Source organism: Microtetraspora sp. NBRC 16547 (genome assembly GCF_030268965.1).
Classification (GTDB): domain Bacteria; phylum Actinomycetota; class Actinomycetes; order Streptosporangiales; family Streptosporangiaceae; genus Microtetraspora.
Window position 1 is genome coordinate 1 of sequence record NZ_BSSE01000006.1, and the last position, 21,690, is coordinate 21,690.

The 21,690-nt window shown below is 67.6% G+C and carries 19 protein-coding genes and 1 pseudogene; 9 read left to right on the forward strand and 11 right to left on the reverse strand.

Translation table 11 applies throughout. The features are described from left to right. Window positions 1-348 precede the first annotated feature (348 nt). A complete protein-coding gene (locus QSK17_RS10975) occupies window positions 349-891 on the forward strand; it encodes a hypothetical protein (protein WP_285704532.1) in 543 nt (180 codons plus the stop codon). An 873-nt stretch (window positions 892-1,764) separates the two neighbouring features. Here QSK17_RS10975 and QSK17_RS10980 read toward each other — a convergent pair. Both QSK17_RS10980 and QSK17_RS10985 read right to left on the reverse strand, forming a co-directional pair. Further along, a complete protein-coding gene (locus tag QSK17_RS10980; protein ID WP_285704533.1) occupies window positions 1,765-2,184 on the reverse strand; it encodes a hypothetical protein in 420 nt (139 codons plus the stop codon). 29 nt (window positions 2,185-2,213) lie between these two features. Continuing rightward, window positions 2,214-2,414, reverse strand: a complete 201-nt coding sequence (locus tag QSK17_RS10985; protein ID WP_285704534.1) for a hypothetical protein — start codon at window positions 2,412-2,414, stop codon at window positions 2,214-2,216. Between the two features lie 6 nt (window positions 2,415-2,420). On the opposite strand from QSK17_RS10985, the gene QSK17_RS10990 reads away from it, so the two are divergent. Further along, on the forward strand, window positions 2,421-3,179 hold the full coding sequence (locus tag QSK17_RS10990; protein WP_285704535.1) for a TolB family protein: 759 nt from the start codon (window positions 2,421-2,423) through the stop codon (window positions 3,177-3,179). A gap of 331 nt (window positions 3,180-3,510) precedes the next feature. Here the strand turns inward: QSK17_RS10990 and QSK17_RS36115 are convergent, their stop codons facing one another. Beyond that, the gene (locus QSK17_RS36115; protein ID WP_352231785.1) at window positions 3,511-3,669 is read right to left on the reverse strand and encodes a transposase; all 159 of its coding nucleotides are present in this window, start codon (window positions 3,667-3,669) and stop codon (window positions 3,511-3,513) included. Window positions 3,670-3,730: 61 nt separating this feature from the next. Between QSK17_RS36115 and QSK17_RS11000 the strand changes: the two genes are divergently transcribed. Next, complete coding sequence (locus QSK17_RS11000) at window positions 3,731-4,882, forward strand: RNA-guided endonuclease InsQ/TnpB family protein (protein WP_285704536.1); 1,152 nt, start codon at window positions 3,731-3,733, stop codon at window positions 4,880-4,882. 62 nt (window positions 4,883-4,944) lie between these two features. Here the strand turns inward: QSK17_RS11000 and QSK17_RS11005 are convergent, their stop codons facing one another. Together QSK17_RS11005 and QSK17_RS11010 are read right to left on the reverse strand one after the other, a co-directional pair. After that, on the reverse strand, window positions 4,945-5,346 hold the full coding sequence (locus QSK17_RS11005; protein WP_285704537.1) for a PIN domain nuclease: 402 nt from the start codon (window positions 5,344-5,346) through the stop codon (window positions 4,945-4,947). Beyond that, window positions 5,343-5,567 carry a type II toxin-antitoxin system VapB family antitoxin gene (locus tag QSK17_RS11010; protein ID WP_285704538.1) on the reverse strand — a complete coding sequence of 75 codons (225 nt, stop codon included), beginning with the start codon at window positions 5,565-5,567 and terminating at the stop codon, window positions 5,343-5,345. The genes QSK17_RS11005 and QSK17_RS11010 overlap by 4 nt, the downstream gene beginning before the upstream one ends. Window positions 5,568-6,038: 471 nt before the next feature. Here QSK17_RS11010 and QSK17_RS36120 point away from each other — a divergent pair. The 5 genes and pseudogenes from QSK17_RS36120 to QSK17_RS11030 form a co-directional block, all read left to right on the forward strand. After that, window positions 6,039-6,233, forward strand: a pseudogene (locus QSK17_RS36120) (aldo/keto reductase); the annotation flags it as partial. Window positions 6,234-6,433: 200 nt separating this feature from the next. Then, window positions 6,434-6,742, forward strand: coding sequence for an EF-hand domain-containing protein (locus tag QSK17_RS11015; RefSeq protein ID WP_285704539.1), 309 nt, complete (start codon window positions 6,434-6,436; stop codon window positions 6,740-6,742). A gap of 42 nt (window positions 6,743-6,784) precedes the next feature. After that, window positions 6,785-13,216 carry a metallophosphoesterase gene (locus tag QSK17_RS11020; protein ID WP_285704540.1) on the forward strand — a complete coding sequence of 2,144 codons (6,432 nt, stop codon included), beginning with the start codon at window positions 6,785-6,787 and terminating at the stop codon, window positions 13,214-13,216. Window positions 13,217-13,623: 407 nt separating this feature from the next. Continuing rightward, window positions 13,624-14,568, forward strand: coding sequence for an RNA polymerase sigma-70 factor (locus tag QSK17_RS11025; protein ID WP_285704541.1), 945 nt, complete (start codon window positions 13,624-13,626; stop codon window positions 14,566-14,568). Between the two features lie 93 nt (window positions 14,569-14,661). Next, a complete protein-coding gene (locus QSK17_RS11030) occupies window positions 14,662-15,858 on the forward strand; it encodes an NAD(P)/FAD-dependent oxidoreductase (protein ID WP_285704542.1) in 1,197 nt (398 codons plus the stop codon). A 119-nt stretch (window positions 15,859-15,977) separates the two neighbouring features. On the opposite strand, the gene QSK17_RS11035 is transcribed toward QSK17_RS11030, so the two are convergent. From QSK17_RS11035 to QSK17_RS11050, 4 genes are all read right to left on the reverse strand, one after another. After that, window positions 15,978-16,364: a hypothetical protein gene (locus QSK17_RS11035; RefSeq protein WP_285704543.1), complete on the reverse strand. Its 387-nt coding sequence runs from the start codon at window positions 16,362-16,364 to the stop codon at window positions 15,978-15,980. 94 nt (window positions 16,365-16,458) lie between these two features. After that, window positions 16,459-16,863 carry a type II toxin-antitoxin system VapC family toxin gene (locus QSK17_RS11040; RefSeq protein WP_285704544.1) on the reverse strand — a complete coding sequence of 135 codons (405 nt, stop codon included), beginning with the start codon at window positions 16,861-16,863 and terminating at the stop codon, window positions 16,459-16,461. After that, window positions 16,850-17,137, reverse strand: a complete 288-nt coding sequence (locus QSK17_RS11045; protein WP_285704545.1) for a type II toxin-antitoxin system Phd/YefM family antitoxin — start codon at window positions 17,135-17,137, stop codon at window positions 16,850-16,852. Before QSK17_RS11045 ends, QSK17_RS11040 begins: the two co-directional genes overlap by 14 nt. Before the next feature lie 251 nt (window positions 17,138-17,388). After that, window positions 17,389-17,910, reverse strand: coding sequence for a TIGR03086 family metal-binding protein (locus QSK17_RS11050; protein WP_285704546.1), 522 nt, complete (start codon window positions 17,908-17,910; stop codon window positions 17,389-17,391). 19 nt (window positions 17,911-17,929) lie between these two features. Between QSK17_RS11050 and QSK17_RS11055 the strand changes: the two genes are divergently transcribed. Next, on the forward strand, window positions 17,930-18,757 hold the full coding sequence (locus QSK17_RS11055; protein ID WP_285704547.1) for a helix-turn-helix domain-containing protein: 828 nt from the start codon (window positions 17,930-17,932) through the stop codon (window positions 18,755-18,757). A 138-nt stretch (window positions 18,758-18,895) separates the two neighbouring features. Here the strand turns inward: QSK17_RS11055 and QSK17_RS11060 are convergent, their stop codons facing one another. Together QSK17_RS11060 and QSK17_RS11065 are read right to left on the reverse strand one after the other, a co-directional pair. Beyond that, window positions 18,896-19,957, reverse strand: a complete 1,062-nt coding sequence (locus QSK17_RS11060) for a COG1470 family protein (protein ID WP_285704548.1) — start codon at window positions 19,955-19,957, stop codon at window positions 18,896-18,898. A gap of 183 nt (window positions 19,958-20,140) precedes the next feature. Then, complete coding sequence (locus QSK17_RS11065; RefSeq protein ID WP_285704549.1) at window positions 20,141-21,670, reverse strand: purple acid phosphatase family protein; 1,530 nt, start codon at window positions 21,668-21,670, stop codon at window positions 20,141-20,143. Window positions 21,671-21,690: the final 20 nt, after the last annotated feature.

Consider the following 21,690-nt stretch of genomic DNA (forward strand, 5'->3'; position numbering starts at 1 on the left):
TGCGCACAGCCACACCCGCTCTCCTGCGCCGCCTCCTGTTCCAGATCCCCGCACGCCTCGTCCGGCGTGCCCGCAAACGCCTGATCCGGCTATGCGCCGACCATCCCCATACCGCCGACCTGATCACGGCCTGGAACAAGATTCGAGCCTTGTCCGCCCCCTCCTGACCGTGGCCCATCCGTCCCGACGAGGAGAAAGGCCCCGCCTACCGGCCCGCCAGGGGAGACCGAGGGCCTAACCCGGCGACCACCGGGCCTTCTGCATGCCCGAACCCGGAACTCTGCACCCAGCACCCTGATCAACACGACCCCAGGAAGGCTTGATCATGATCGTGAAAGATCTGGGCCGGTGACCGAGTTATGCGCCGAGATGCCGGAGAGTGCCGCGATCACCGCCCTGGCCGAGCGACTCACTCGTCAAAAGCTGCTGTTGCCTGCTGCCTATAGGCCGCCGGCATGGAGTCGGCGCCTCTTGGGACTCGCCATATCGCTCGCCGGTGCTGCTGCGGTGATCTCCATCCTCACCGGACATCTGTTGGGTGCAGTACTCGCAGTCGTCGCAGTGGGTATTGGCGTGGCCGCATGGCGTCGGGGTGTCAGGCTAAATAAGGCCCCCCTGACCGATGCCGGGCATTATGTCCTGGCCAACACGCTGACACGCAATCGGCAAGGGGAGATTCCGGGAATGGCCGATGTATCTGTGGCCATGATAGGAAGCTCGGGCTTGATCAACCCTGAAGTTCGACGAGGACTTCAAATAGCGGAAGCATTTCCTGTGGGTAACGCAGAGGATTCATGGACCTGGAAGCCTACTCAAACACCGCCGAAGGATTACGCGGGTGGAAGTGGTGATCAATTTGGCGGGCTCCCGCCAGGGGCGGGACTGATCTGAACTCGATTGAGACCGTCGATGCTGTACCGTAGCGAAACACGGAAACGGGACGGCACAACTTCTCATCCCCCGCCGTCACAGCCCGATCAGGGCGAGGAACTTTCACTTCGTAACCGGCTCCGTTCGCGAGCAGGTGTTCGCGGTTGCTCGGCTTGGCCCGCCCGGCATGGCTACGTCTGCCCGACGAGGAGAATGCGCCACGAAGCGCTTCGTCATATATCCAACTCAGTTGGAAGAAGCGCGAAGGGGCGTCCTCACCCGAGGGCATCCCGCGCCGGACTGCTTCCTACGGCCCGAAGTGCTCGACGGCCTGGCCCAGCTACGCGCGTCCGGGTGGCGAGTCCAAGCTGGCCCCTTGGTCCTGAAGGTCTCCGAACGCATGCGCGCCTCGACTGGCGTAGAAGGCGGACAGGCCGCAGAGCAAGATCTGTGACTGGGAACCGTTCGCGCGGCCTGGGGAACACGTCCCCCTGCTCCAGGTCAGCCACGGTGACGAGCGGGCCATCACAGATCCGCTCTAGTAGGTCGGCCTGCTCAGGTTCCAGCTCCACGCAGAGGGTGAGCACATGGAGGAGCCGAAGGAGCTCGGTAGTGAAAGCGGTATCGGGTGGTGCTGACCGGCGCCGGGTTGAACAGTTTCGCCTCGTCGCCGCCGAGTAGCTCGTCCGGAAGCTGACCAGGCCCGTCCGCGCATCGTCCTCTCCGCGCGCGGGCGGGCCTGTCTCATGTTCAGGTCGGGTGGATGCTCTGCCTGTGGATCACTGCGCCTGACGCACCCTGACGTTGGACTCCGTCATCAGCAGATCCGTGGCCAACTCGACGGCTACCTCCACCCCAGTCCCTTTGGGAGCACCCGGCCTGGTCAGGAAAGGTTCAGCCACAGTGCACGTTGTTGAGCGAGGTGGTCTTCGCGGCCACTACTGATCCGCTCACGTTAATACACGTGCCAGGCGCCGAGACGTACACCGGGCCAGCGTAGTACTGGTAATAGTCGGCATCGACGTCGTACCCCGTGCCGTTGGCTCTCGATATCGAGACGCCCTTCCAGGTCGTGGTGCCGTAGTTGGAACCGTAACCGTAGGCCAAGGCGCAGTTCTTTCCGGTGCTGGAGCTGTAGTACACCTCCAGCGTGCCTGTGCGGGTCCCGGTCTTGGGGATGGCGTAGACGCCGACCCGGGAGTAGCTGCTGCCGCAGGGTCCGGCCGCGCTGGCCGGGGCGGCGCCCACCACCACCAGCGTGGTGGAGGCCAGGGCCGCGCCGGCCAGGAGGGTCGCCAGCTTACGTGTACGCACGAATATCCTTTCGATTATCATAGATATGATCATGAGTACCACCGGCCGACGGTCACCACCCACGAGTTGTACTCGATGTGACGGTTCCCACATATTGCGCCGTTGGTGATGACGACGATCCAGATCTGCAGGTAGGCGGTGGCGTATTCGACGCGGACGGCACGGTCGTCGTGCTCCGGCTGCGAGACGACGTCTGGCCAGGCGTTCCAAGCGAAGGTCGCCCAGCACATCCACGCGTGACCCGCACACGCCAGCGCCCCGGCCTGCACGAAGCGAACCGGAGCGCCGCGGGGCGGAGCTACTGGGTCGTCATCACTGAGTCGAACCAACGGCTGCTTGTCGAGGACGCCACCCCAAGCGACCTCGAGATCAGCCCGAACGGCCGGAGGCTGGCCTACCACAGCCGGAGCAAGCGCAAGGTCGTCGTGTATGACCTTCCGTCGGGGAAGATCAGCACGATATCGAAAGCCGATGCGTCGGACTACCGACTGTATTTTTCTCCGGACGGTCGCCGCCTCGCGTTCACTTCCGAGGACAAACTGTATGTCTGGGACGGCAAGCGGCGGCGTGTCCCGGGCTTTGGGCCGGAGTCGATACTGAACGGCTGGTTAGCGAGCGGGCAGGCCTTGCTGGTTGATGACTGGGAGGGTGCTCGGGCGGTCGATCTCAGTGGCAGCGTCTTGTTCAGCACAGAGGACTTGGGCTACTTGGGCCCGTTGCTCGACGGGAAGACGTGGATCGACGTCGACTATGACGAGAATCGCTTCACGCGGTACGGCCGGCGCACAGGTCGCCGGAGCATGCGGCTGCCCACGACCGCGAGGCTCCAAAGGGTCGAGTGTTGGACCAGTGCGGACACCTTCGTGATCAGTACCTACGGCTACGGGCCCAGCAACTACTACCGGATTGACATCGAGACCGGGGAAGCCGAGCCTCTGCCTGCTCTGGTCCCGGAAGACCTGAAAGAGGTGCGGTTCCCCGGGTGTGCGTGGTGATCGACAAACCCGGGGCCGACAGTGGCGTGCGGGCGCTGGCCCGGTCCTATACAGCAACATCCCCTTACGCAATCGTCCCAGGATGAGCAAGGGCCCTAAGCGATTCCGTGTTGGCCTGCAAGCCGTACGCCGCCACTGGCCCTGACCGAGGACGGCTTCGCCGCCCCTGCGCGCCTGATCGGCTGACTCCGCCCACGTGGTCAGCCGAACGCTCGCGCTCCTTACTCACCGCAGATCGGCGACAGCCGGCGCGTCCGGTTCAGCGGTATATAGCGAGGAATCCCGGGCGTTCACGCCCGGGAGGAATCGCTTCCCTCGCCTCGCCCGGACGCTAGTCCGGGCGTTTCTGGTTCTCGATGTACTCCTTGATGATCGACAGTGGACCGTCGCCGCAGGACGCCGCGAAGTGCGACGGTGACCAGAAATGGCCGCCTCCGGTACTTGGTGGGGAAGACCGAATGCGCGTGGAGGCTGTAGACCGGTAGACCACACTGCGACGTCTGCGGATATCCGGATTCGGTTTCCATCAACCAACCGATAATGTGTTCGATGTGAAGCTGGTGATGCAGGTGAGGCTCCGGCCGACGCCCGAGCAGGCGGAGGCGCTGGAGGCGACCCTGCACGCCTGCAACGACGCCGCGAACTTCGCCTCGATGACCGCGTTCACGACCGGAGACCGGCGCGAGTACGCGCTGCGCAAGCACACCTATCGCGAGATGAAAGCGCGCGGGTTGGGGGCGCAGGCCGCCCAGCATGTGATCAAGAAGGTCGCCGACGCCTACACCACACTGAAAGCCAACATCCGGGCCGGGAACCTGGGGCCGGGAGGCTCTGCGCGCCGTGCGCGGGCCGAGAGTAAACCGATCGTCTTCCGCGCCGGTGCCGCGCAGTCGTTCGATGACCGCTGCCTGTCCTGGCAGATCGACGCGCGCATGGTGTCGATCTGGACCACGACCGGCCGGTTGAAGAACGTCGCGTTCACCGGGTCGGCCGACCAGCTCAAGACGCTCGCCTTGTACCGGAAGGGCGAATCCGACCTGGTCTGCCGGGATGGCATGTGGTTCCTGTACGCGACCTGTGAGATCCCCGATGTTCCGGTCGCCGAACCGGACGGGTTTGTGGGGGTGGATCTGGGCATTGCCAACATTGCCACCACCAGTGACGGTGCCCGCCACTGCGGTAAGGGCCTGAACGCGGTCCGCCACCGCAACCGGGAGCTACGCCGCCGGTTGCAGGTTAAGGCCAGCAGGTCCGCCAAACGGCTGCTGAAGAAGCGCCGCCGCAAGGAGGCGCGGTTCGCCGCCGACACTAATCACCGCATCGCCAAACGCATCGTGACCGAGGCAGAACGCACCGGACGCGGCATCGCCCTGGAAGATCTGGGCGGGATCCGTGACCGGGTACGGCTCCGCAAGCCCCAGCGGGTCACGTTGCACTCGTGGAGTTTCCACCAGTTGGGGAGCTTCATCGCCTACAAGGCGGCCCAGCGCGGGGTCGCCGTGATCCATGTGGATCCGGCCTACACCTCCCAGACCTGCTCGGCCTGCGGGCATGTGGACAAGAGGAACCGGCCCGACCAGAAAACCTTCTCCTGTACGTCGTGCGGCTTCGCTGAGCACGCCGACGTCAACGCAGCCCGCAACATCGCCTCGCGCGGTGTCACGGGCTGGGCAGTGAGTCACGCTGCCGACGACGCGGCCTGACCCGTACCTGCCAGGTACGGCGAGGAGCCGCAAGCTCGGCCCTTCAGGGCCGAGAAGCTGACTCAGCTAATCCAGCGCACCGGCTGTCCGGTTAGGCGGGAGATGGCGTCAAAATCGGCGTCTGCATGCAACACGGTGAGCTTGTGATGCCGAGCCGTCACCGCCATGAGCAGATCGACCGGAGAGGCACATTGGTGCCATCCCCTGTCAGCGAGCTCGCGCTGCAGCCGGCTTGTCTCGTCCCAAGCCGATTCGGGGATGAAGTGGTACGGAAAGGTCTCCTGGAGCAGGCTGTCGGCTTCGTAGAAGGCCGGTCGGCCGCCGACTGCTCTGAGGTACTCCTGCCTGATCGGCTCGCAGATGCCGACAAGCCCGGCGGAAACCGTGTGATCCCATTCCGCACCCACCTGACCGCGGTAGAAGCGGACCAAGGCACTGGTATCGATGAGATAGAGCTCTGTCACGCCACAGCCTGTTGTGTGCCATCACCCTTCTCGATGGCCGAGAAATCGATCTCTCCCTCAGCAACCATCTCGCGCATACGAGCTATGGCGGCTGCACGTCTGCGTCGGTCGACGATCTCTCGTAGAGCGGCGTTGACCGTGTCTTTCTTGGAAGAAGTGCCGAGCAGTTTCGCGGCCTCGGCCAGGGCCTCGTCATCGAGGTCGATCAGGGTCTTGGTCATGGACACCACCTCGCTCGTATATATAAATTCAGATTAGTATATCAGCAGATGCTGGCCGGCGAGAGTTCCAGCGGCAGGATCTCTGCGACCTGACGGGTTCCAGCCCGTCTTGGCCGGTTGCCGGTTGCCTGGGCGTACGGGCTAGCCTGATCATCTCTCCGAACAGCTCATAGAGGAGCTTTGAAGATGAGCGATGACGGCAACACTGACGGCAGCGTCGGCTACCAGTAGCGCACTCTGGGCACCACCGACCACCTTCCACGCACAAGTGAGCACCGGCGATCTGGGTGACTGCTACAGCTGAAAAGCGGAAGGTCGGCAGTTCGACCCTGCCCCTGACCACATCATCTGAACAGCAAGAACGCCCCGAGCCGATCATGGCCCGGGGCTTTTTGATCTTCAAAGCTCGGAGGGCGGCCCAACGCTCCGGCGACCGGCCTCACCCACGACCTTGATGGCTTGTCCGCACAGGTGATCCGGGAATCCTCGTGGAGCAGGGAACGGCTCGGTGTGGACAAGCTGGACCTGCTGTACGCACACGCGTACCTCGAGGATTCCAAGGTGCCGCTGGAGGAGACCGTCGAGGCTTTCGCGGGTTTGGTCGAGGACGGCACCGTGGGTCACCTCGGGGCGAGTAACCATTGGGCGTGGCGACTCGAGCGGGCCAGGAACCTGGCGGCCGCGGCCGGGCTCCCGATTATGAGGTCCTGCAATATCACCATTCCTACCTGCGACCGCGAACCGATCTGCCGACTCTGCGGTCCACGGACGGCAACCTCGGCGCGTCCAGCTGATGTTGCCCCGCTCGGCCGGTTCGGCACAGAGGCAATTCCCCCTGCCCCGCAGGCGGTCGGACTCGGGCGAGCATGGCGACCGATGAGATCTTCTCTCGGCTCGACCTGGACGGTGACGGCCACCTCGCCCGCGACGAGTTCCGCACCCACTGGACAGAGTTCTGGGCAGGCGATGACCCGAACGCTCCCGGGCTGCGGATTCCCCGGCCCTCTCCGACCGTGACCTTCGTCGCGGCGATCTCCTCCCCGTTGAGTGGTTTCAGAGTCGCTCAGCGCTTTGTCCAATGCATCCCAAATATGAGACTTGTCAGGTTTCTTTCTTGGTTCACCTTCGCTACACGCGAGCGCAGCAGATCGTTTCACCTGCTGTGGTCTTTGTGATGCGGCAGTCGCCACTCCAGAACCACCTGAAACGGCAGAAACATGACGCGCACCAGCGCACCACGAACACACACCTGGCCCGGTGCGATCACGGCGATCGCACTCGCAGCCGGCGCACTGGTCTGTGCACCGGCTTCGCCGGCCTCGGCGGCCGGCGAGGATCGGCCGACGTACCTCAACAGGTCCCTGTACACCGGCGAGTTCCACGCGCACACCTCCGTGAGTGACGGCGCCAAACTGCCGCCGGACGCCTACAAGCACGTCCATGACGAGACCGACGCCGACTTCTTCGCGGTGTCCGAGCACGACGTCATGTGGGACATCCGCAACGGCGACGACTTCATCGAGAACTGGCGGGACGCCGACTCCGCCGAGTGGCGCTACCTCCACGAGAGCGCCGCGAAGTTCAATGCCGAGCAGGACGGCCTGGTCGCGGTCCCCGCGGTCGAGAACACCTGGTACGACGGCACCGGCCACATCAACGTGTTCAACAGCGACTGGCACGTGACGGCGCGGGCGACCGAGAAGGGCAGCGTCGACGGGTACGGCAACGTGTTCGGCACCGGCGACATGAAGTACGACTACTTCACGTTCCTGGCCCGCCTGAAGCAGGACCCGGACGTGATCGGCCAGTTCAACCACCCGTCCACCACGAGCAAGGGCGACTTCTTCGGCTTCAAGGGCCTTGACCCGGCCGCCGACGACCGGATGGCGCTCATCGAGGTCAAGTCCACCGATGCGGTGAACGAGTTCCAGAAGGCGCTGGACGCCGGCTGGCACCTGGCCCCGGTGTGGAACGGCGACGAGCACTCCGCGAACTGGGTGTCCGGGAACCCGTCGATCACCGGCGTGTGGGCCAAGGACCACTCCCTGGACGCCTTATACGCGGCGATGCGGGACCGCAGCCTCTACTCGACGGCCGACGTCAACGCGGTCCTCGCGTTCGGCGGCAACGGCAAGATCATGGGCACGGTCCTGCCGGGCGACACCACCAGCCTGGACGTCGAGCTCCGCCTCGCCGACCCGGACGCCAAGGACTCCTTCACCTCCGCGCGCCTCATCACCAACGGCGGCGCCGTCGCCCACGACTTCGGCAAGATCAGCGGCAACGACCTGACGCTGAAGACCAAGCTGGACGTCCGGGATGGCGACTTCTACTACGTCCGCGCCGACCAGGCCGACGGCAACTTCCTGGTCTCCGCCCCGATCTGGATCGGGAAGACCACCCGCGGCGCGAACTACGCCCCGCGGATCACCGTGTCAGGCGATTTCCCCGCCACCGCGCAGTACGGTGACACGGTCACCCTGCCGAAGGTGACGGCCACCGACGACTCCGGCACCCAGCCCACGATCACGTTCGAGGTGTTCGACTCCGCGGGCAAGGTCCCGGTCTCCGGCGGTGCCTTCCGGATCCGCTCGTACGACGACGCGTTCGTGGTCGTGAAGGCGACCGACAACCTCGGCAACACCAACGCCGAGATGCTCCGGATCCAGGTCTCCCAGGAGGCGCCGAACCCGGCGGGCGTCTTCCGCTTCGGCAGCAACGCGTCCGTGGGCGAGGTGCCCGGCGCCGCCGGCATCGCGGTCACCACCGACCGCGACGTCAAGCAGGTCTACGCACAGGTCCTGCCCGAGGGCTCGGACGACTGGTCCAAGGCCGATGTGCTGACCTCGACGAACGACCGCCCGTACGAGGTCAACACGGTCGGCAACGACGAGCCCGTCTACCAGCACTCCATCACTGGCCAGACGCTGCGCTCCCACGAGTTCCGGCTGACCGGGCTGAAGGTCGGCACGACGTACCGGTTCCGGTTCGGCGTGGCCCGCGACGGCCGTGCCCCCGCCCCTGCCGTCGAGTCGGCCTGGACCGGCGTACGGGGCAAGTTTCTCGCCGGCGGCGCCAAGGGGGAGCCGGTCTACATCCTGGGCGACATTCAGGTGCCCGACGGCAACGCCGACGCCCTCACCCTGCCGGTGCGGGTGCTCGACCGGCTGAAGGGCCAGACGCCGGGCGGCGGTACCGTGATTCAGGTCGGCGACCTCGTCGACCGCGGAGGACGGGGTGAGAAGTGGGCCGAGATCCACGGCTCCTTCCTGTCCGAACTCGACCTGCAATACGCGGGCGTGGTCGGCAACCACGAGACCTACGAGGACCTCGACTACGACGCGGTCGGCAAGCAGCCGAGTGCGATCTTCACCAACATGTTCGCGCTGCCGCGCAACGGCGTGATCGGCGAGAGCAACTACTCCTTCGACCGCGGTGACATCCACTTCTCGGTGCTGAACTCCAACGTGCGCCTCGACGAGCAGCTCAAGTGGCTGGTCGACGACGTGCGCGCCTCGCACGCGACGTGGAACGTCGTCGTCGGGCACTTCTCCTACTACGGCGGCCAGCACGCCGGCGACGGCGGCATGGACATCGACCGGGAGAAGGTCACGCGCGTGCTCGACCGGCTCGGCGTCGACCTGTACGTCGGCGGGCACGACCACGTCTACAAGCGGTCCACGATCTACGACGGGCGCTTGGCGAAGACCCCCGAGGAGGAGGCCGCAGGCACCGCGTTCGTGACCATGGGGTCGTCCGGCCCGAAGTTCTACGACAACCAGCGGTTCTGGTGGGACGACAAGGTCTTCGACGAGAACGTCCAGATGGGCGGTGTCCTGAAGGCGACCGACGCCGGCCTGCAGCTGTCGACGTACACGATGGACGGGCGCCTGGTCGACGAGGTGACCGTCGCCAAACCGCGCGGTTCCTGGAAGGTCTCCTCGGCCGAGATCGAGAACCGTGAGCTGAAAGGTGTGGGTCTCCTGTCCTCCTCGGGCAGCCTGGACAAGGTCACCGTCATGGCCGCGACGTACGACAACTCGCAGCAGCGGATGATCGACGTGCGTACCCTCGACGTCACCCTTGACCACCGCGGTCGCGAGCAGTACGTCCGCTTCGACACGCCGCTGCCGGTGGCGCCGAGCTCGACGGTCAAGCTGTTCACGTGGGACTCGCTGGCGTCCGGAAAGCCACTGCGGCCGGCCGTGACCCTGCGCGAGGGCCTGAGCGGTGAGGGCACCGAGAAGTCCCCGTACTTGATCGACTCGCCCGACGACCTGGCCAAGGTCGACAACGACCCGGCCAGTCACTACCGGCTCATCGCCGACCTGAACCTGACCGGGCTCGACCGTGCTCAGATCGGTCGTACGACCAACTTCACGGGCGTCTTCGACGGCGACGGGCACACCATCTCCGGGCTGGCCGCCCTGGCCGACCAGGGGCCGGGCCTGTTCGCTGACAACCACGGCACGATCGAGGACCTGGTGGTCCAGGGCGACGTCACCACCGACCGTTCCACCGCCGGCCTGGTCGCCGACCAGAACCACGGCACGATCCAGCGGGTCCGCGTCGACGGGTCGCTGACCGCGAACAGCTACGTTGGCGGCATCACCGGCCACCATTTCGGCACCGTCCACGACAGCATCTCCACGGCGAACGTACGCGCGACGACCCAGTACGCCGGCGGTGTCGTCGGCGTCTCCGTCGGTGGGTCGGTCACCGAGAACGTCCTCGCCACCGGTGCGGTCCTCGCGAGCGGCTCATCCGCGGGCGGTGTGGCCGCCTACGGCTACACCGACACCCAGGTGAGCCACGCGGTCGCGTTGAACGCGAACATCTCCGCGTCGAGCTACGCGCACGCCATCGTCGGTCGCGTCTACACCGGGCAGACCGCCACGCTCGAGGACAATCACGTCAGCCGTTCCGTGCCGATCAGCGGGCAGTCGCTGACCGACCCGCCCGCGGCCGACAACCAGAAGGGCAATGTCGTCGCCCCCTCGGAGATCCAGCGGCAGGCCTTCTACGCGGAGCGCGGCTGGGACTTCGAGACCGTCTGGCAGTGGGACGACGTCGCCAAGCGCCCGACCCTGCGGATGGCGACGGAGACGCTCGAGCCGGTCCCGGCACCCGAACTGCCGAAGGACGAGCGCGGCTTCTACGTCGTCGACAGCGTCGAGGACCTGATCCTGATGGGTAAGCACCCGTCCTACGACTACGTGCTCGCCGCCGACCTCGACCTGACCGGCACGCCGTTCACCAGCCCGCCGCAGCCGTTCATCGGCGAACTGGACGGCGCCGGCCACACCATCACGGGCCTGACCTCCACCACCGGTGGTCTGTTCGCCCAGATCTCCGGGCACGTCCACGACCTCGCGGTCCTCGACGCCAAGGTGAACACCACCACGGCTCGCGCTGGCATTCTGGCCAACAGCAGCACCGGCGCCATCGAGCGCGTGTGGGTCTCCGGGTCCGTGACCGCGGGCTCGCGTGCGGGCGGTCTCGTCGGTGACTCGCAGGGCATCGTGCGTGACGCCTACTCCACGGCGAACGTGCACGCGCTCGCCACCGAGGCGGGCGGCGTGATCGGCGTGGCCCTGGCCGGCTCCACCACGGAGCGGGTCTTCTCCACGGGCGCCGTCACAGCCGACGCCCGTAACGACGGTGGTGTGGTCGGCTACGGCTACACCGGCACCACCATCCGCGACTCGATCGCGCTCAACCCGACCGTCACCGCACCGTCCTGGGCGCACCGCTTCCTGGGCCGTGTGCTGGCGAACAACGTCGCCACGCTCAGTAACAACTGGGCGGCCGAGACCGTCGAGGCGAACTCGCAGGCCGAGACCGCGATCGGCCCGGCCACGCTCAACGGCGCCACCGCGACCCGAGACCAAACCGCCGACCAGGCCTTCTGGGCCGGCAAGCTCGGCTTCGACTTCGAGTCGGCCTGGCAGTGGGACGCCGACGGCCGGCGGCCCGTTCTGCGCGCGGTGCCGGAGGACGTCCCGGCCGTCGAGGAGCCGGCCCCCGCGGGCCCGGCCCTGAAACGCGACACCGACGGCTTCTACCTCGTGCAGAAGCCCGGCGACCTCAAGGAACTGGCCGCGTACCCGTCCGAGCGGTTCCGCCTCACCGTGGACCTCGACCTGACCGGCATCGCCCGCATCACCCCGGCCTTCACGGGTGAGCTCGACGGCGCCGGCCACAACTTGACCGGGTACGCCTCCGCCGATGGCGGTCTGTTCGCCTCCGTCACCGGTCACGTCCGAGACCTGACCCTCGCTGACGCCTCCGTGCAGACGACCGCGGGGAACGTGGGCCTGCTCGCCGACCGCCTCGACGGCACCCTCGAGCGCGTCGCCACCACCGGCGCGATCGTCGGCAACACCACCGTCGGCGGCATCGTCGGGTACAGCTGTGGCATCCTGCGCGACGCATGGTCCGCGGCCGGCGTCTCGACGAGCGGCGGCCGGTACGCCGGCGGCCTCATCGGCATCGCCGGCGGTGCCGCCCAGTGCGCCGCGACCACCGGCGGCAGCCTCACCGAGCGCACGTACGCGGCCGGCCCGGTCAACGCCGCCGGCAACCAGAGCGCCGGCGGTGTCAGCGGCTACGCCTACACCGGCACCACCATCCGTGACAACGTCGCCCTCAACCCGACGGTGACCGCGACCGGATGGGCGCACCGAATCGTCGCCCGCACCCTCAGCGGCGGCGCCCCGACCGTTGAGAACAACCTCGCCTCCGAGACCGTGGTCGCCTCGGTGCAGAACATCGGAGACACCGCGCCGGAGAGCTTCAACGGCACCACCATCACCACCGCGCAGGCCGCCGACCCGGCCACGTACACGTCGCTCAGGTGGGACCTGGAGAAGGTCTGGCAGTGGGACACCGGCCTCGGCCGACCGGTTCTGCGCGGCTCGACAACACCGGCCGCCAAGGCGACAGCGGCCGAACCCGCGGCTGCGAGGGAGACCGTCGCCGAGGCCGGAACGGTGCGGACCGTCGCATTCACCACCGCGGTCCCGCCGACGGCCGAGGCCACCGAGACCGGCGGCATCCACCACGAGGTGGTCGTAAACGACAACGGCACCGTCACGGTCACGGTGTCCGCCGGGACCGCCGCGGCGGCCAAGCAGTTGTCGTTCCTCCTGCTGAAGGCCGGCGCATCGACGTCGGCTCCGGCTGAGGACGACGTCGCCTACCTCGGAGAGGTCCGCCTCGACGAGCAGGGCAACGCCACGGTCACCGTGCTCCTGAACCGGTCGGACGGGACGACCCTCGCGCTCAACACCTCCGGTGACACGGGGCGCTACGTCGCTTCGCTCCTCCCGCAGGAGCCCGGGACCCCGCCGATGAGTGTGCTGCACGACACCGTCACCGCCACGGTCAAGGCGAAGGAGAACGCCCCTGCTCAGGCGACGATCACCCTGGTCTGCGCCGGCGCGGAGAAGTGCCAGGAGCAGGTCACCATCCGCCACGACGGCCACCCTCTTGACACCAAGAAGGTCACGCTCCAGCCCGGCAAGACCCGCGACCTGCAGCTCAACCTCCGCGACGAGGCCCGCGCCGCACTCCTCGCCGGCAGGTCTATCACCCTGGACGTCCAGATCGGCACGGCCTCGGCGGTCCAGGTGACCGTCACCCCGTGACGTATCCACCGGAGAGGCCCCGGCCTCTGCGGTGACTCCAGAACCTGTGGCGCCCGCAGCCTCGGCTGCGGGCGCCACAGGTCACCTCCCGCGTTGACTGATGGAGATGCGGTTCGTGCCGCCCCCGCTGCCGCCCCCGCTGCCGGCGTCCGACGGCAAAGCTGACGGCAACGTCGGCCACCCACGCCGTACGTCAGAAACCGCCGAGCACTCTCCAGCCCCAGGTCAGCAAGGGCGAGGTGGGCGACTGCCACAGCTGAAAAGCGGAAGGTCGACAGTTCGACCCTGCCCCTGACCACATCATCTGAACAGCAAGAACGCCCCGAAGCATGGGAGCAGGAGAAGCGCCCCGGAAGAGCCCCATCACGGCGGCGGCCGATTCGCGCTGCGCGGGCTAGCATCGGGCCATGCCCTTGACCGCGAAGGACGTCGACCGGTTCGAGGCCTTCAGGCCGCGCTTGGAGGCCATCGCCTACCGCCTCCTCGGCTCCGCCGGGGAGGCCGAGGACGCCGTGCAGGAGACGTTCCTGCGCTGGCAGGCCGCCGACGTCGACCGCATCGAGGTCCCCGAGGCCTGGCTGACGAAGGTCCTCACCAACCTGTGCCTCAACCAGCTCACCTCCGCGCGGGCGCGCCGCGAGACCTATGTGGGCCAATGGCTTCCCGAGCCGCTGCTCGCCGGGGACCCGATGCTCGGCCCGGCCGACACCGCCGAGCAGCGCGAATCGGTCTCGTACGCGGTCCTCACCCTCATGGAGCGCCTCTCCCCCAACGAGCGGGCGGTGTACGTGCTGCGGGAGGCCTTCGACTACCCGCATCGGGAGATCGCCGAGATCCTCGACATCACCGAGGCCGCCAGCCAGCAGATCTTCCACCGTGCCAAGAAGCACGTCGCGGACGGCAAGGCCCGCACCGAGGTCGACGAGGCCGCCGCCCGGCGGATCGTCGAGGAGTTCCTGGCGGCCGCCACCAGCGGCCGGATCGATCCGCTCGTGCGTCTGCTCACCGAGGACGCCATCGCGATCGGCGACGGTGGCGGGAAGGTCCCGGCCCGCGCCAAGGCGTTCGAGGGTGCCGTCGCGGTGGCGAAGTTCCTGTGGGGCCTGCTCAAACCCGGCGCGGCCAAGCGCGCCTTGGTCGGCGGCTCGGCCGAGGTCTACGCCTGGACCGCCAACGGCGAACCCGCCGTCGTGGCCGCCGTGGACGGCCGGGTCGTCGGCGTCATGTGCCTGGAGGTCACCGCCGAGGGCGTCGCCGCGTCCCGCATCCAGGTCAACCCCGACAAGCTCGAGCGCGCGACCGCGCACTGGGCGGCCGCCGACCACGGGGAGCCGCTGTTCAACGCCTTCTGAGCGCTATGTGAGGTGCTTCACATCGCGTTCCTGTCAGGAAACGGCGGGCCGCCCGGTTCAAGGGGCGAACCCGCGCACGACAGGAGCAAGGAAATGCGGCACCGCATCATCGTCCTCGGAGCCGGATACGCCGGAGCCTTCGCCGCCGGCCGCCTCGCCAGGCGGCTCCGCCGCGAGGATGTCGCGATCACCCTCGTCAACGCCGAGCCCGACTTCGTCGAACGCGTCCGCATGCACCAGCTGGCGGCCGGCCAGGACCTCAAGCCCCGGCCGTTCAGCGGGATGTTCGCGGGAACCGGCGTCGAACTGAGGCTCGCGAAGGTCACCGGCGTCGACGTCGACCGCAAGACCGTCGCCGTCATCGACGCGAACGGCGCCGAAGAACTCGCCTACGACACGCTCGTCTACGCCCTCGGCAGCGGCTGGAACGCCCAAGGCGTCCCCGGGACCACCGAGCACGCCTATGAGATCGCCGGCCGCCCCGGCGCACTCCGGCTGCGCGAGCGCCTGGCCCGCCTCGACGCCGGGCAGACCGTGGTCGTCGTCGGCGGCGGCCTCACCGGCCTGGAGGCCGCGACCGAGATCGCTGAGACCCGCCCGGACCTCGACGTCGCCCTCGCCGCCCGCGGCGGCCTCGGCGACTGGCTCTCGCCCAAGGGTCGCGGGCATCTGCGGAAGGTCGTCGGCAGGCTCGGGATCACCGTGTACGAGCACGCCGCCGTCACCGGCGTCGAAGCCGACCGCGTCGCCACAGCCGACGGCAAGGCCATCCCGGCCGCGGTCACCGTGTGGGCCACCGGCTTCGCGGTCCACCCGATCGCGAAGGCGACCACCCTGGAGGTCACCGGCGCCGGCCAGATCGTGGTCGACGGGACCATGCGCTCGGTCTCGCACCCGGACGTGTACGCCGTCGGCGACGCGGCCATGGTGATGGGCCCCGGGGACAAGCCGCTGCGGATGTCGTGCGCCTCGGGCACCCCGGTCGCGTGGCAGGCCGCCGACGCGATCGCGGCGCGCCTGACCGGCGGGAAGCTCCCGAATGTGCCGATCCGCTACTTCGCCCAGTGCGTCTCGCTGGGCCGCAAGGAGGGGTTGATCCAGTACGTCACCGCCGACGACCGCACCGTGCAGGCGGTCCATACTGGACGACTCGCCGCCGTCTACAAGGAGCTGGTCTGCAAGGGCGCCGCCTGGGGCGTCGCCAACCCGACGTTCGGGCTGCCGACCCGGCGCCGCCGCGTCACGCGGGAGCGGGCCGCGGCGGGCTCGGCCGTCAACGCGCCGGCGTAAAGCACGAAGCGAAGCGGGCGCCCTTGACGCGAGGGCGCCCGCTTCGCTGTCGGTCTACGGCGACGATCGCCGGGTGGGGTGGCCAGCAGTGGGCTACCCGCATTGCGGGGGTCGGACGTTCATCTCGGCAGCGGGCCCCTCCAGTTCTTCTTGGCGACCTCCGTGGCCTGCTTCGTGTACTGCGACTTACCGAGCTCGGCCAAGGCCGAGGGCTTGGTCTGGCTGACGCCCAGGCACTTGGCGAACTGCTCGCCGAGCTGCGCGATCTGCTTGTCCTCGTCGAGCGCGACCACGGACTTGTCCAGCGTCGCTTCGAGCTTGGTGAGGTAGTCGTTGTACGAGGTGACGGTCATGCCGAGGTGCTGCTTGGCGGCCTTGGCGAAGCACCTGTCGTCGGCGGCGCGCCACTTCTTCAGCTCGTCCGCCGACATCGCCATCAGGTTCTCGTTGTTCGGGTTCTCCCCCCACACGGGGTTGACCACCGGGTCCTTCGGGAAGGCGACCATGGACCAGACGCCGAACCCGTACTTGGCCCGGTACGCGCGCAGCGCCTCATAGTCGCCCGCCAGCCGCTCGCGCTCTCCGGGCTCCGCGGAATCGTCACACGGACACTACGGTCACTACGCTTTCGAGCCCCTTGAAGTCGGCGTCGTTGCGCGTGTAGAGCGGCAGGCCTCGAGTGGATGCCACCGCTGCGATCATCAGATCCATCCTGCGAGGACGAGGGTCGCGATCGGCGGCGATCGTGAGGGCCACCAGGGTCCCGTAGCGGGCGGCGGCGTCGCCGTCGAAGGGAAGCGGTTCGAAATCGGTGACGGCTGCCCCTAGTTTCTCCATGCGTGCGGCTCTGGCTCCAGCGTCTTTGGCCATGGCGACGCCTTGGTGGAGTTCGGCAAGAGTGATAGCGGTGATCTCCGGGATGGTCGGCAACCGCGCTGGGTCGATCAGACCCAGATCGATGTAGGTGCAGGTGTCGAGCACCCCCGACTCGTCACGGTCCGGCATGGTGGCGCTCCCAGGGATCGTTGTCGTCGCCGACGCGGTCTTCCGTGCCGAAGAACTCATCGGCCTCTTGCCGCATGCGCTCGTAGTCCACGTGTGGTAGCCGACGATGGCGAGCGACCAATTCCTCCGCGGTCAGGCGTCGTCTGCGGGCCAGGGGCCGCAATTCGGCGACCTCGATGCCGTTGCGGGTGATGTGGTAGACCTCGCCCGCTTCCACCGCATCCATGACGGCAGCCGAGTTGTTGCGGAACTCGCGCTGCGTAATCGTCTTCATGCATCCAATGTAGCTTCTGGTGTCCCCAGGTGCTACGACGTTGTTCTTCGCCGGCGGATCCAACGTCGTCGACGGCAACCCCGACGGCACGGCTGCCCGGCCTGCTCGCAGGCCGCCGGGCAGCTTTCGCCGGCCCCCGGGTCGTGGTGCCGAAGGTCATGGAGTCGCACGGCCCCAAGGCCGGCGGCGGTCCGGATCTCTGCTCAGCTTCGTCGTAGGCCTGCGGGCGGCCTTAATAGGGCTGGAACAGATCACGCTGTCCAGGCCGGATCCCGACCGATGATGCCGAGCAGGCGGTCGAACAGCGGAGCGTCGTCCGACACTGCCACCGGCGGCCCGAAGACACCGCGTTTCCTGGCCACCTCCACCATCTGGTCAGTGAAGTGCAGCGCCCGCGAGACGGCCTCGGGGTCCGGCTCGTACTCCTGACCGGTGGCTCTGGCCAGGTCCCAGCCGTGCACGATCATGTCGACGAGGTACATGTGGGCCAGCGCGGTCATCGGCAGGCCCATGGCGGGGCTGGTCCCCTCCCATGCCTCGGGCCGCGACCAGGCGTCCAGCGTGCCCTCCGCTCGCTCGGGGAAGTCGCCCGTGTAAGGTCCCTGCTCGACGCTCGGTCCCTTGCGAGCCAGTGACTCGAACATCTCCGCCACCCACTCGAGGTGGTTGATCAGGTCCTTGACGTCGAACTTCGCGCATGGCGTCGAGAACCCGAGCTGCTCCTGCCGAACCGCGCGCACCAATCCTGTGGTCCGTTCGGTGGCGCGCGTCATGAGCGGCATCATGTCTTCCATGGCAGCCATCGTGCCCCGCCTGCCCGAGGCGCGGCTTGTAGAAACGCGACAGCGTGGCTGGGTCAATCCATACGCGGGGCTCAACGCCTTCGATTTCGTCCGACAGGCGCCATCATCCGAAATTTCGGCGTATGTGGAGCACTTCTGGGTCGTCACATGGGCTGACCTCGCTGAGCCGTACGAACAGCGCATCGTCTCGCACCCCACCGTGAACATGACGATCGCCCAGGACTTTCACCGGATCGCGGGAGTGATCAAGGGCGGGTTCTCCTACACGATGCGGGGCAGCGGCCGCGTGCTCGGCACGCGCTTCCGCCCTGGCGGCTTCCGGCCGTTCCTCGGCGGTCCGGTGTCCCAGCTGACCGGCCGCTTCGTGGAGATCAGCGAGATGTACAGCGCAGCTGGCGCGACCCTGGTCGAGCAAGTCCTGACCGAGTCCAATCCCCGGGCCGCCATCGCACTCACCGAGACGTTCCTGCTGAGTCTGGGGCCAAATCAGGATCCGCTAGCGGAAGAGGTCGCGGCATTGGTGGCGATGGCGGAGAGCGACGTGTCCGTGACCAGGGTCGACGAGCTGGCCGCCAGATCGGGGCGGTCGGTGCGCTCGCTGCAGCGGCTGTTCCGGGACTATGTCGGCATCGGCCCCAAGTGGGTGATTCGCCGCTTCCGCCTGCACGAGGCCGCGGAGCGGGTTTACCAGGGCCTTGACCTCGCCACGCTGGCCGCCGAGCTTGGCTACACCGATCAGGCCCACCTGACCCGCGACTTCACCGCCGCGGTTGGCATGCCGCCCGCGGCCTACGCCCGGCTCAGAAGCCAGGCCTGATCCAAACGTTCACTGGGAGTCCGTCTCCGGCGGGGTTCGCCGGTGAGTCGCGTGACTCCCAGCCGGTGCGCCGTGCCGGGGCCAGGGTGAGGCGTCCGTACGACCTCGCCGGTCGCGGCATTAGGTCGTGTCTGACGGCTACCGGTCAGAGGTCTCCCGTTCGCGAAGCGGCTGCTCGACAGCCTCCTGGACGCGGAGCTTGGTCTGACGGCGGCGGCGGGAGGCCAGAGCCGCGATGACGAGCCCGCAAAGGACGATGAGGAAAAGCAGCAGTGCCCAGGGGATGGTCCAGGCGTGCGTGGTGCTCTCAACGTTGGCGAGCGGGGCGACCGAGCCCGCCGCGTCGGTGAGCAGCGGCATGAGGGTGACCGTCCCCGTCAGTCTCAGCGCGGGAACCACTCCGTGTATCGGCACGGAGACCTTCCAGGTGTCGCCTGGGAGCAACTCGGGCGAATCGTCGATGTGCCCCGCGTCCCCGCTCAGGCGCCCGAGGGGGCCGGATATGGACACCGTCTGCCGAGCGGTGAGGATGGCGTTGCCCGTGTTGTGGATCGTGTACGTGACGGTGGCATCACCCTTTCCCAAGGGGTTGGGCGTGCCCGAGTAGCGCACGTGCAGGTCCTCTACCGAGAGGCTCGGCTTGAGCTCTCCCCCCACGCGCAGGCGGATCCGGATGCCGAGACGGTGGTCCCCTTCGCTCCCGTCCGCTTCGCCGGCCTGCGCCGGCGAGGTGACGATGCCGCCCATGTATTCGCCGGGCGCGGCGCTGTCCGGAAGGGCGACGGTGAACGGCACCTCGACCGATGTGCCGGGCGGGACCGTCACGTCGGACCGGTCCGTGTGGACCCACGCACCCACCCCGGTCGACTTCGCGTCCTTCGCGGCCAGGTCGAGCCGGCCCTGCTCGGTGGTGAACCCGTCAGCGGCGTACACGGCCAGGTGCAGCGGCGTCGTGCCGTGGTTGACGACCACGAGGCCATCGTCCAACTGCCCGCCCGGGTCGAGGGTGTAGCGGTAGTTCTGGCGGCCGGACCCGAAGTCATTGGAGGCCGTCCTGACCGCCCAGGAGACCTCGCCGTCCGCCGCCGCGGCGGGTGCCGTTCCCACTCCGAGGAAGCCGAGCACGGCGAGCAGCACCACGACGGTGGCCTGGGCGAGGGATCCGGCTGCTGTGGTCGTACGCGGTCTGGGCAGGTGCATCTGATGGTCCTCGGGCAGTTCTGGGAGCGGCGGGATGGAAGGCATGCGGTGGCGTGGAGGACCTGTGGTGGCGTGGAGGACCTGTGGTGGGGTGGGCACCGTCGGTGCCCACCCCACGAGGTTGAGCGGGCCGGATCAGCTCAGCGCGGTGAGCGTGAGGAGCCCGGCACCACTCTCAGTCGTCTACTGAAGCCAGCCGGAGTCAGCCGCGGCCGACGTGTTCTCGTTGGCCTTGCCCTCGTTCGTGTGGATCACGACCTTGTCGACGCTGGAGCCGACCCCCGGAGCAGCGTCGGCACCGTTGTTCGGGCCGCACCACTTCACCTTGCCGAGCTCCACCGCGGCGTTGGGGGCGGCGCAGGTGCCGCTGCGGATGTTCTCGACGACGAGCTTGTTGCCGCGCACCTGGACCCGCACGTAGGTGCGGACGTGCTCCTGGTTCTCGACCGAGTTGGCCCAGTGGCTCTTGGGGTTCAGCGGGTCGGGACCGTAGTTCGGGTCCTTGTTCGGGTCCGGAGCGGTGAGGTCGTAGTACTTCGAACCCGACGCGGAGTTCGCCGTCACGTAGATGACGCCACCCGGACCCTTGGACACCTCGGCGGCGCCGGGCTGCTCGTCCGTGTTCGCCTTCTGACCGTTCTTGATCACGTAGCTGCGCGAGTAGCTGTGGTCGTGACCCTGCAGGACCAGGTCGATGCCGAGGTTCGAGAAGGCGGTCGGGAAGTCCTGACGGCGCTTCTTGTTGTCGGAGTCGTTCGCGTGGCTGGCCGGCGAGTAGATCGCGTGGTGGTAGATGAGCACCGTGTGCTTGGCGTCGGCGCCCTGCTCCTTGACGACCTTGGTGATGTAGTCGATGTGCGCGGCGTCGGCGTCGTTGGCGTAGGCGTTGCTGTTGATGTCGATGAACAGGACGTTCTTGTACTTGAACCAGTAGTTACCGCCCGACCGGGTCGTCGCGCTGCCGTTGTAGTACGGCGCGGAACGGTCGGTGTTCGGCGTCCAGAAGTGCTGTTCGTACGCCTTGCCGCCGACGTCGTGGTTACCGATGGTGGCGGCCCACGGGTACTGGCGCAGCTTGGCGGGCGCGAGGAACGCGTCCCACTGCGACTCGGTGTTGGCGGTCTCGACCTGGTCACCGCCCGAGACCAGCAGCTCGGCCTTCGGGTTGGCGGCGAGCGCGACGTCCAGGGTGTCGAGCCACCCGGCGCCGTCCTTCGCCGTGCTGCCGGACGAGCCGATCTGCGGGTCGCCGAAGAACAGGAAGTCGAGGTTGTTGCCGTTGAAGTCCTGGGTCGTGAAGGAGTACGTCGGGGACCACTGGCCCTCGGCGCCGACACGGTAGGAGTACGAGGTGTTCTGCTTCAGGCTGTCGATCGTGGCGTGGGCGTTGTAGCCGCCGTTGACGCTGTTGGCGGCGACCGTGGCCGGGAAGGTGACGGCGCTTGCGGGGAACTGGCCGTCGACGAGCTTGGACGTCGGCGCGACCTGGACCACCTGCGCGGTGTCGGCCGAGGAGTACCACGACACGACGCGCTGCGTTTCGTTGGTGCCCACGCCGAGGACGATGCCGGTGAGCGTCGTGCTGTCAGCGTGGGCCGCGGACGCCAGGCCGCCGCCGAACACCGCGGTGACACCGATGGCCGCCGCGGTGGCGCCCATGGCCATCCGGCGCAGAACAGACCCCGGGCCTTGTGGCCCCTTGTCGAGCTTCATGTGTTTCCATCCATTTGGGG

Coding starts and splice junctions, on each gene's coding strand:
- QSK17_RS10985 (WP_285704534.1), bottom strand. CDS start 2,414: ATGTGCTGGGCGACCTTCGCTTGGAACGCCTGGCCAGACGTCGTCTCG.
- QSK17_RS11060 (WP_285704548.1), bottom strand. CDS start 19,957: ATGCACCTGCCCAGACCGCGTACGACCACAGCAGCCGGATCCCTCGCC.
- QSK17_RS11055 (WP_285704547.1), top strand. CDS start 17,930: ATGGCAGCCATCGTGCCCCGCCTGCCCGAGGCGCGGCTTGTAGAAACG.
- QSK17_RS11065 (WP_285704549.1), bottom strand. CDS start 21,670: ATGAAGCTCGACAAGGGGCCACAAGGCCCGGGGTCTGTTCTGCGCCGG.
- QSK17_RS11045 (WP_285704545.1), bottom strand. CDS start 17,137: ATGAAGACGATTACGCAGCGCGAGTTCCGCAACAACTCGGCTGCCGTC.
- QSK17_RS11025 (WP_285704541.1), top strand. CDS start 13,624: ATGCCCTTGACCGCGAAGGACGTCGACCGGTTCGAGGCCTTCAGGCCG.
- QSK17_RS11010 (WP_285704538.1), bottom strand. CDS start 5,567: ATGACCAAGACCCTGATCGACCTCGATGACGAGGCCCTGGCCGAGGCC.
- QSK17_RS11035 (WP_285704543.1), bottom strand. CDS start 16,364: ATGGTCGCCTTCCCGAAGGACCCGGTGGTCAACCCCGTGTGGGGGGAG.
- QSK17_RS11020 (WP_285704540.1), top strand. CDS start 6,785: ATGACGCGCACCAGCGCACCACGAACACACACCTGGCCCGGTGCGATC.
- QSK17_RS11040 (WP_285704544.1), bottom strand. CDS start 16,863: ATGCCGGACCGTGACGAGTCGGGGGTGCTCGACACCTGCACCTACATC.
- QSK17_RS11015 (WP_285704539.1), top strand. CDS start 6,434: ATGGCGACCGATGAGATCTTCTCTCGGCTCGACCTGGACGGTGACGGC.
- QSK17_RS11030 (WP_285704542.1), top strand. CDS start 14,662: ATGCGGCACCGCATCATCGTCCTCGGAGCCGGATACGCCGGAGCCTTC.
- QSK17_RS11050 (WP_285704546.1), bottom strand. CDS start 17,910: ATGACGCGCGCCACCGAACGGACCACAGGATTGGTGCGCGCGGTTCGG.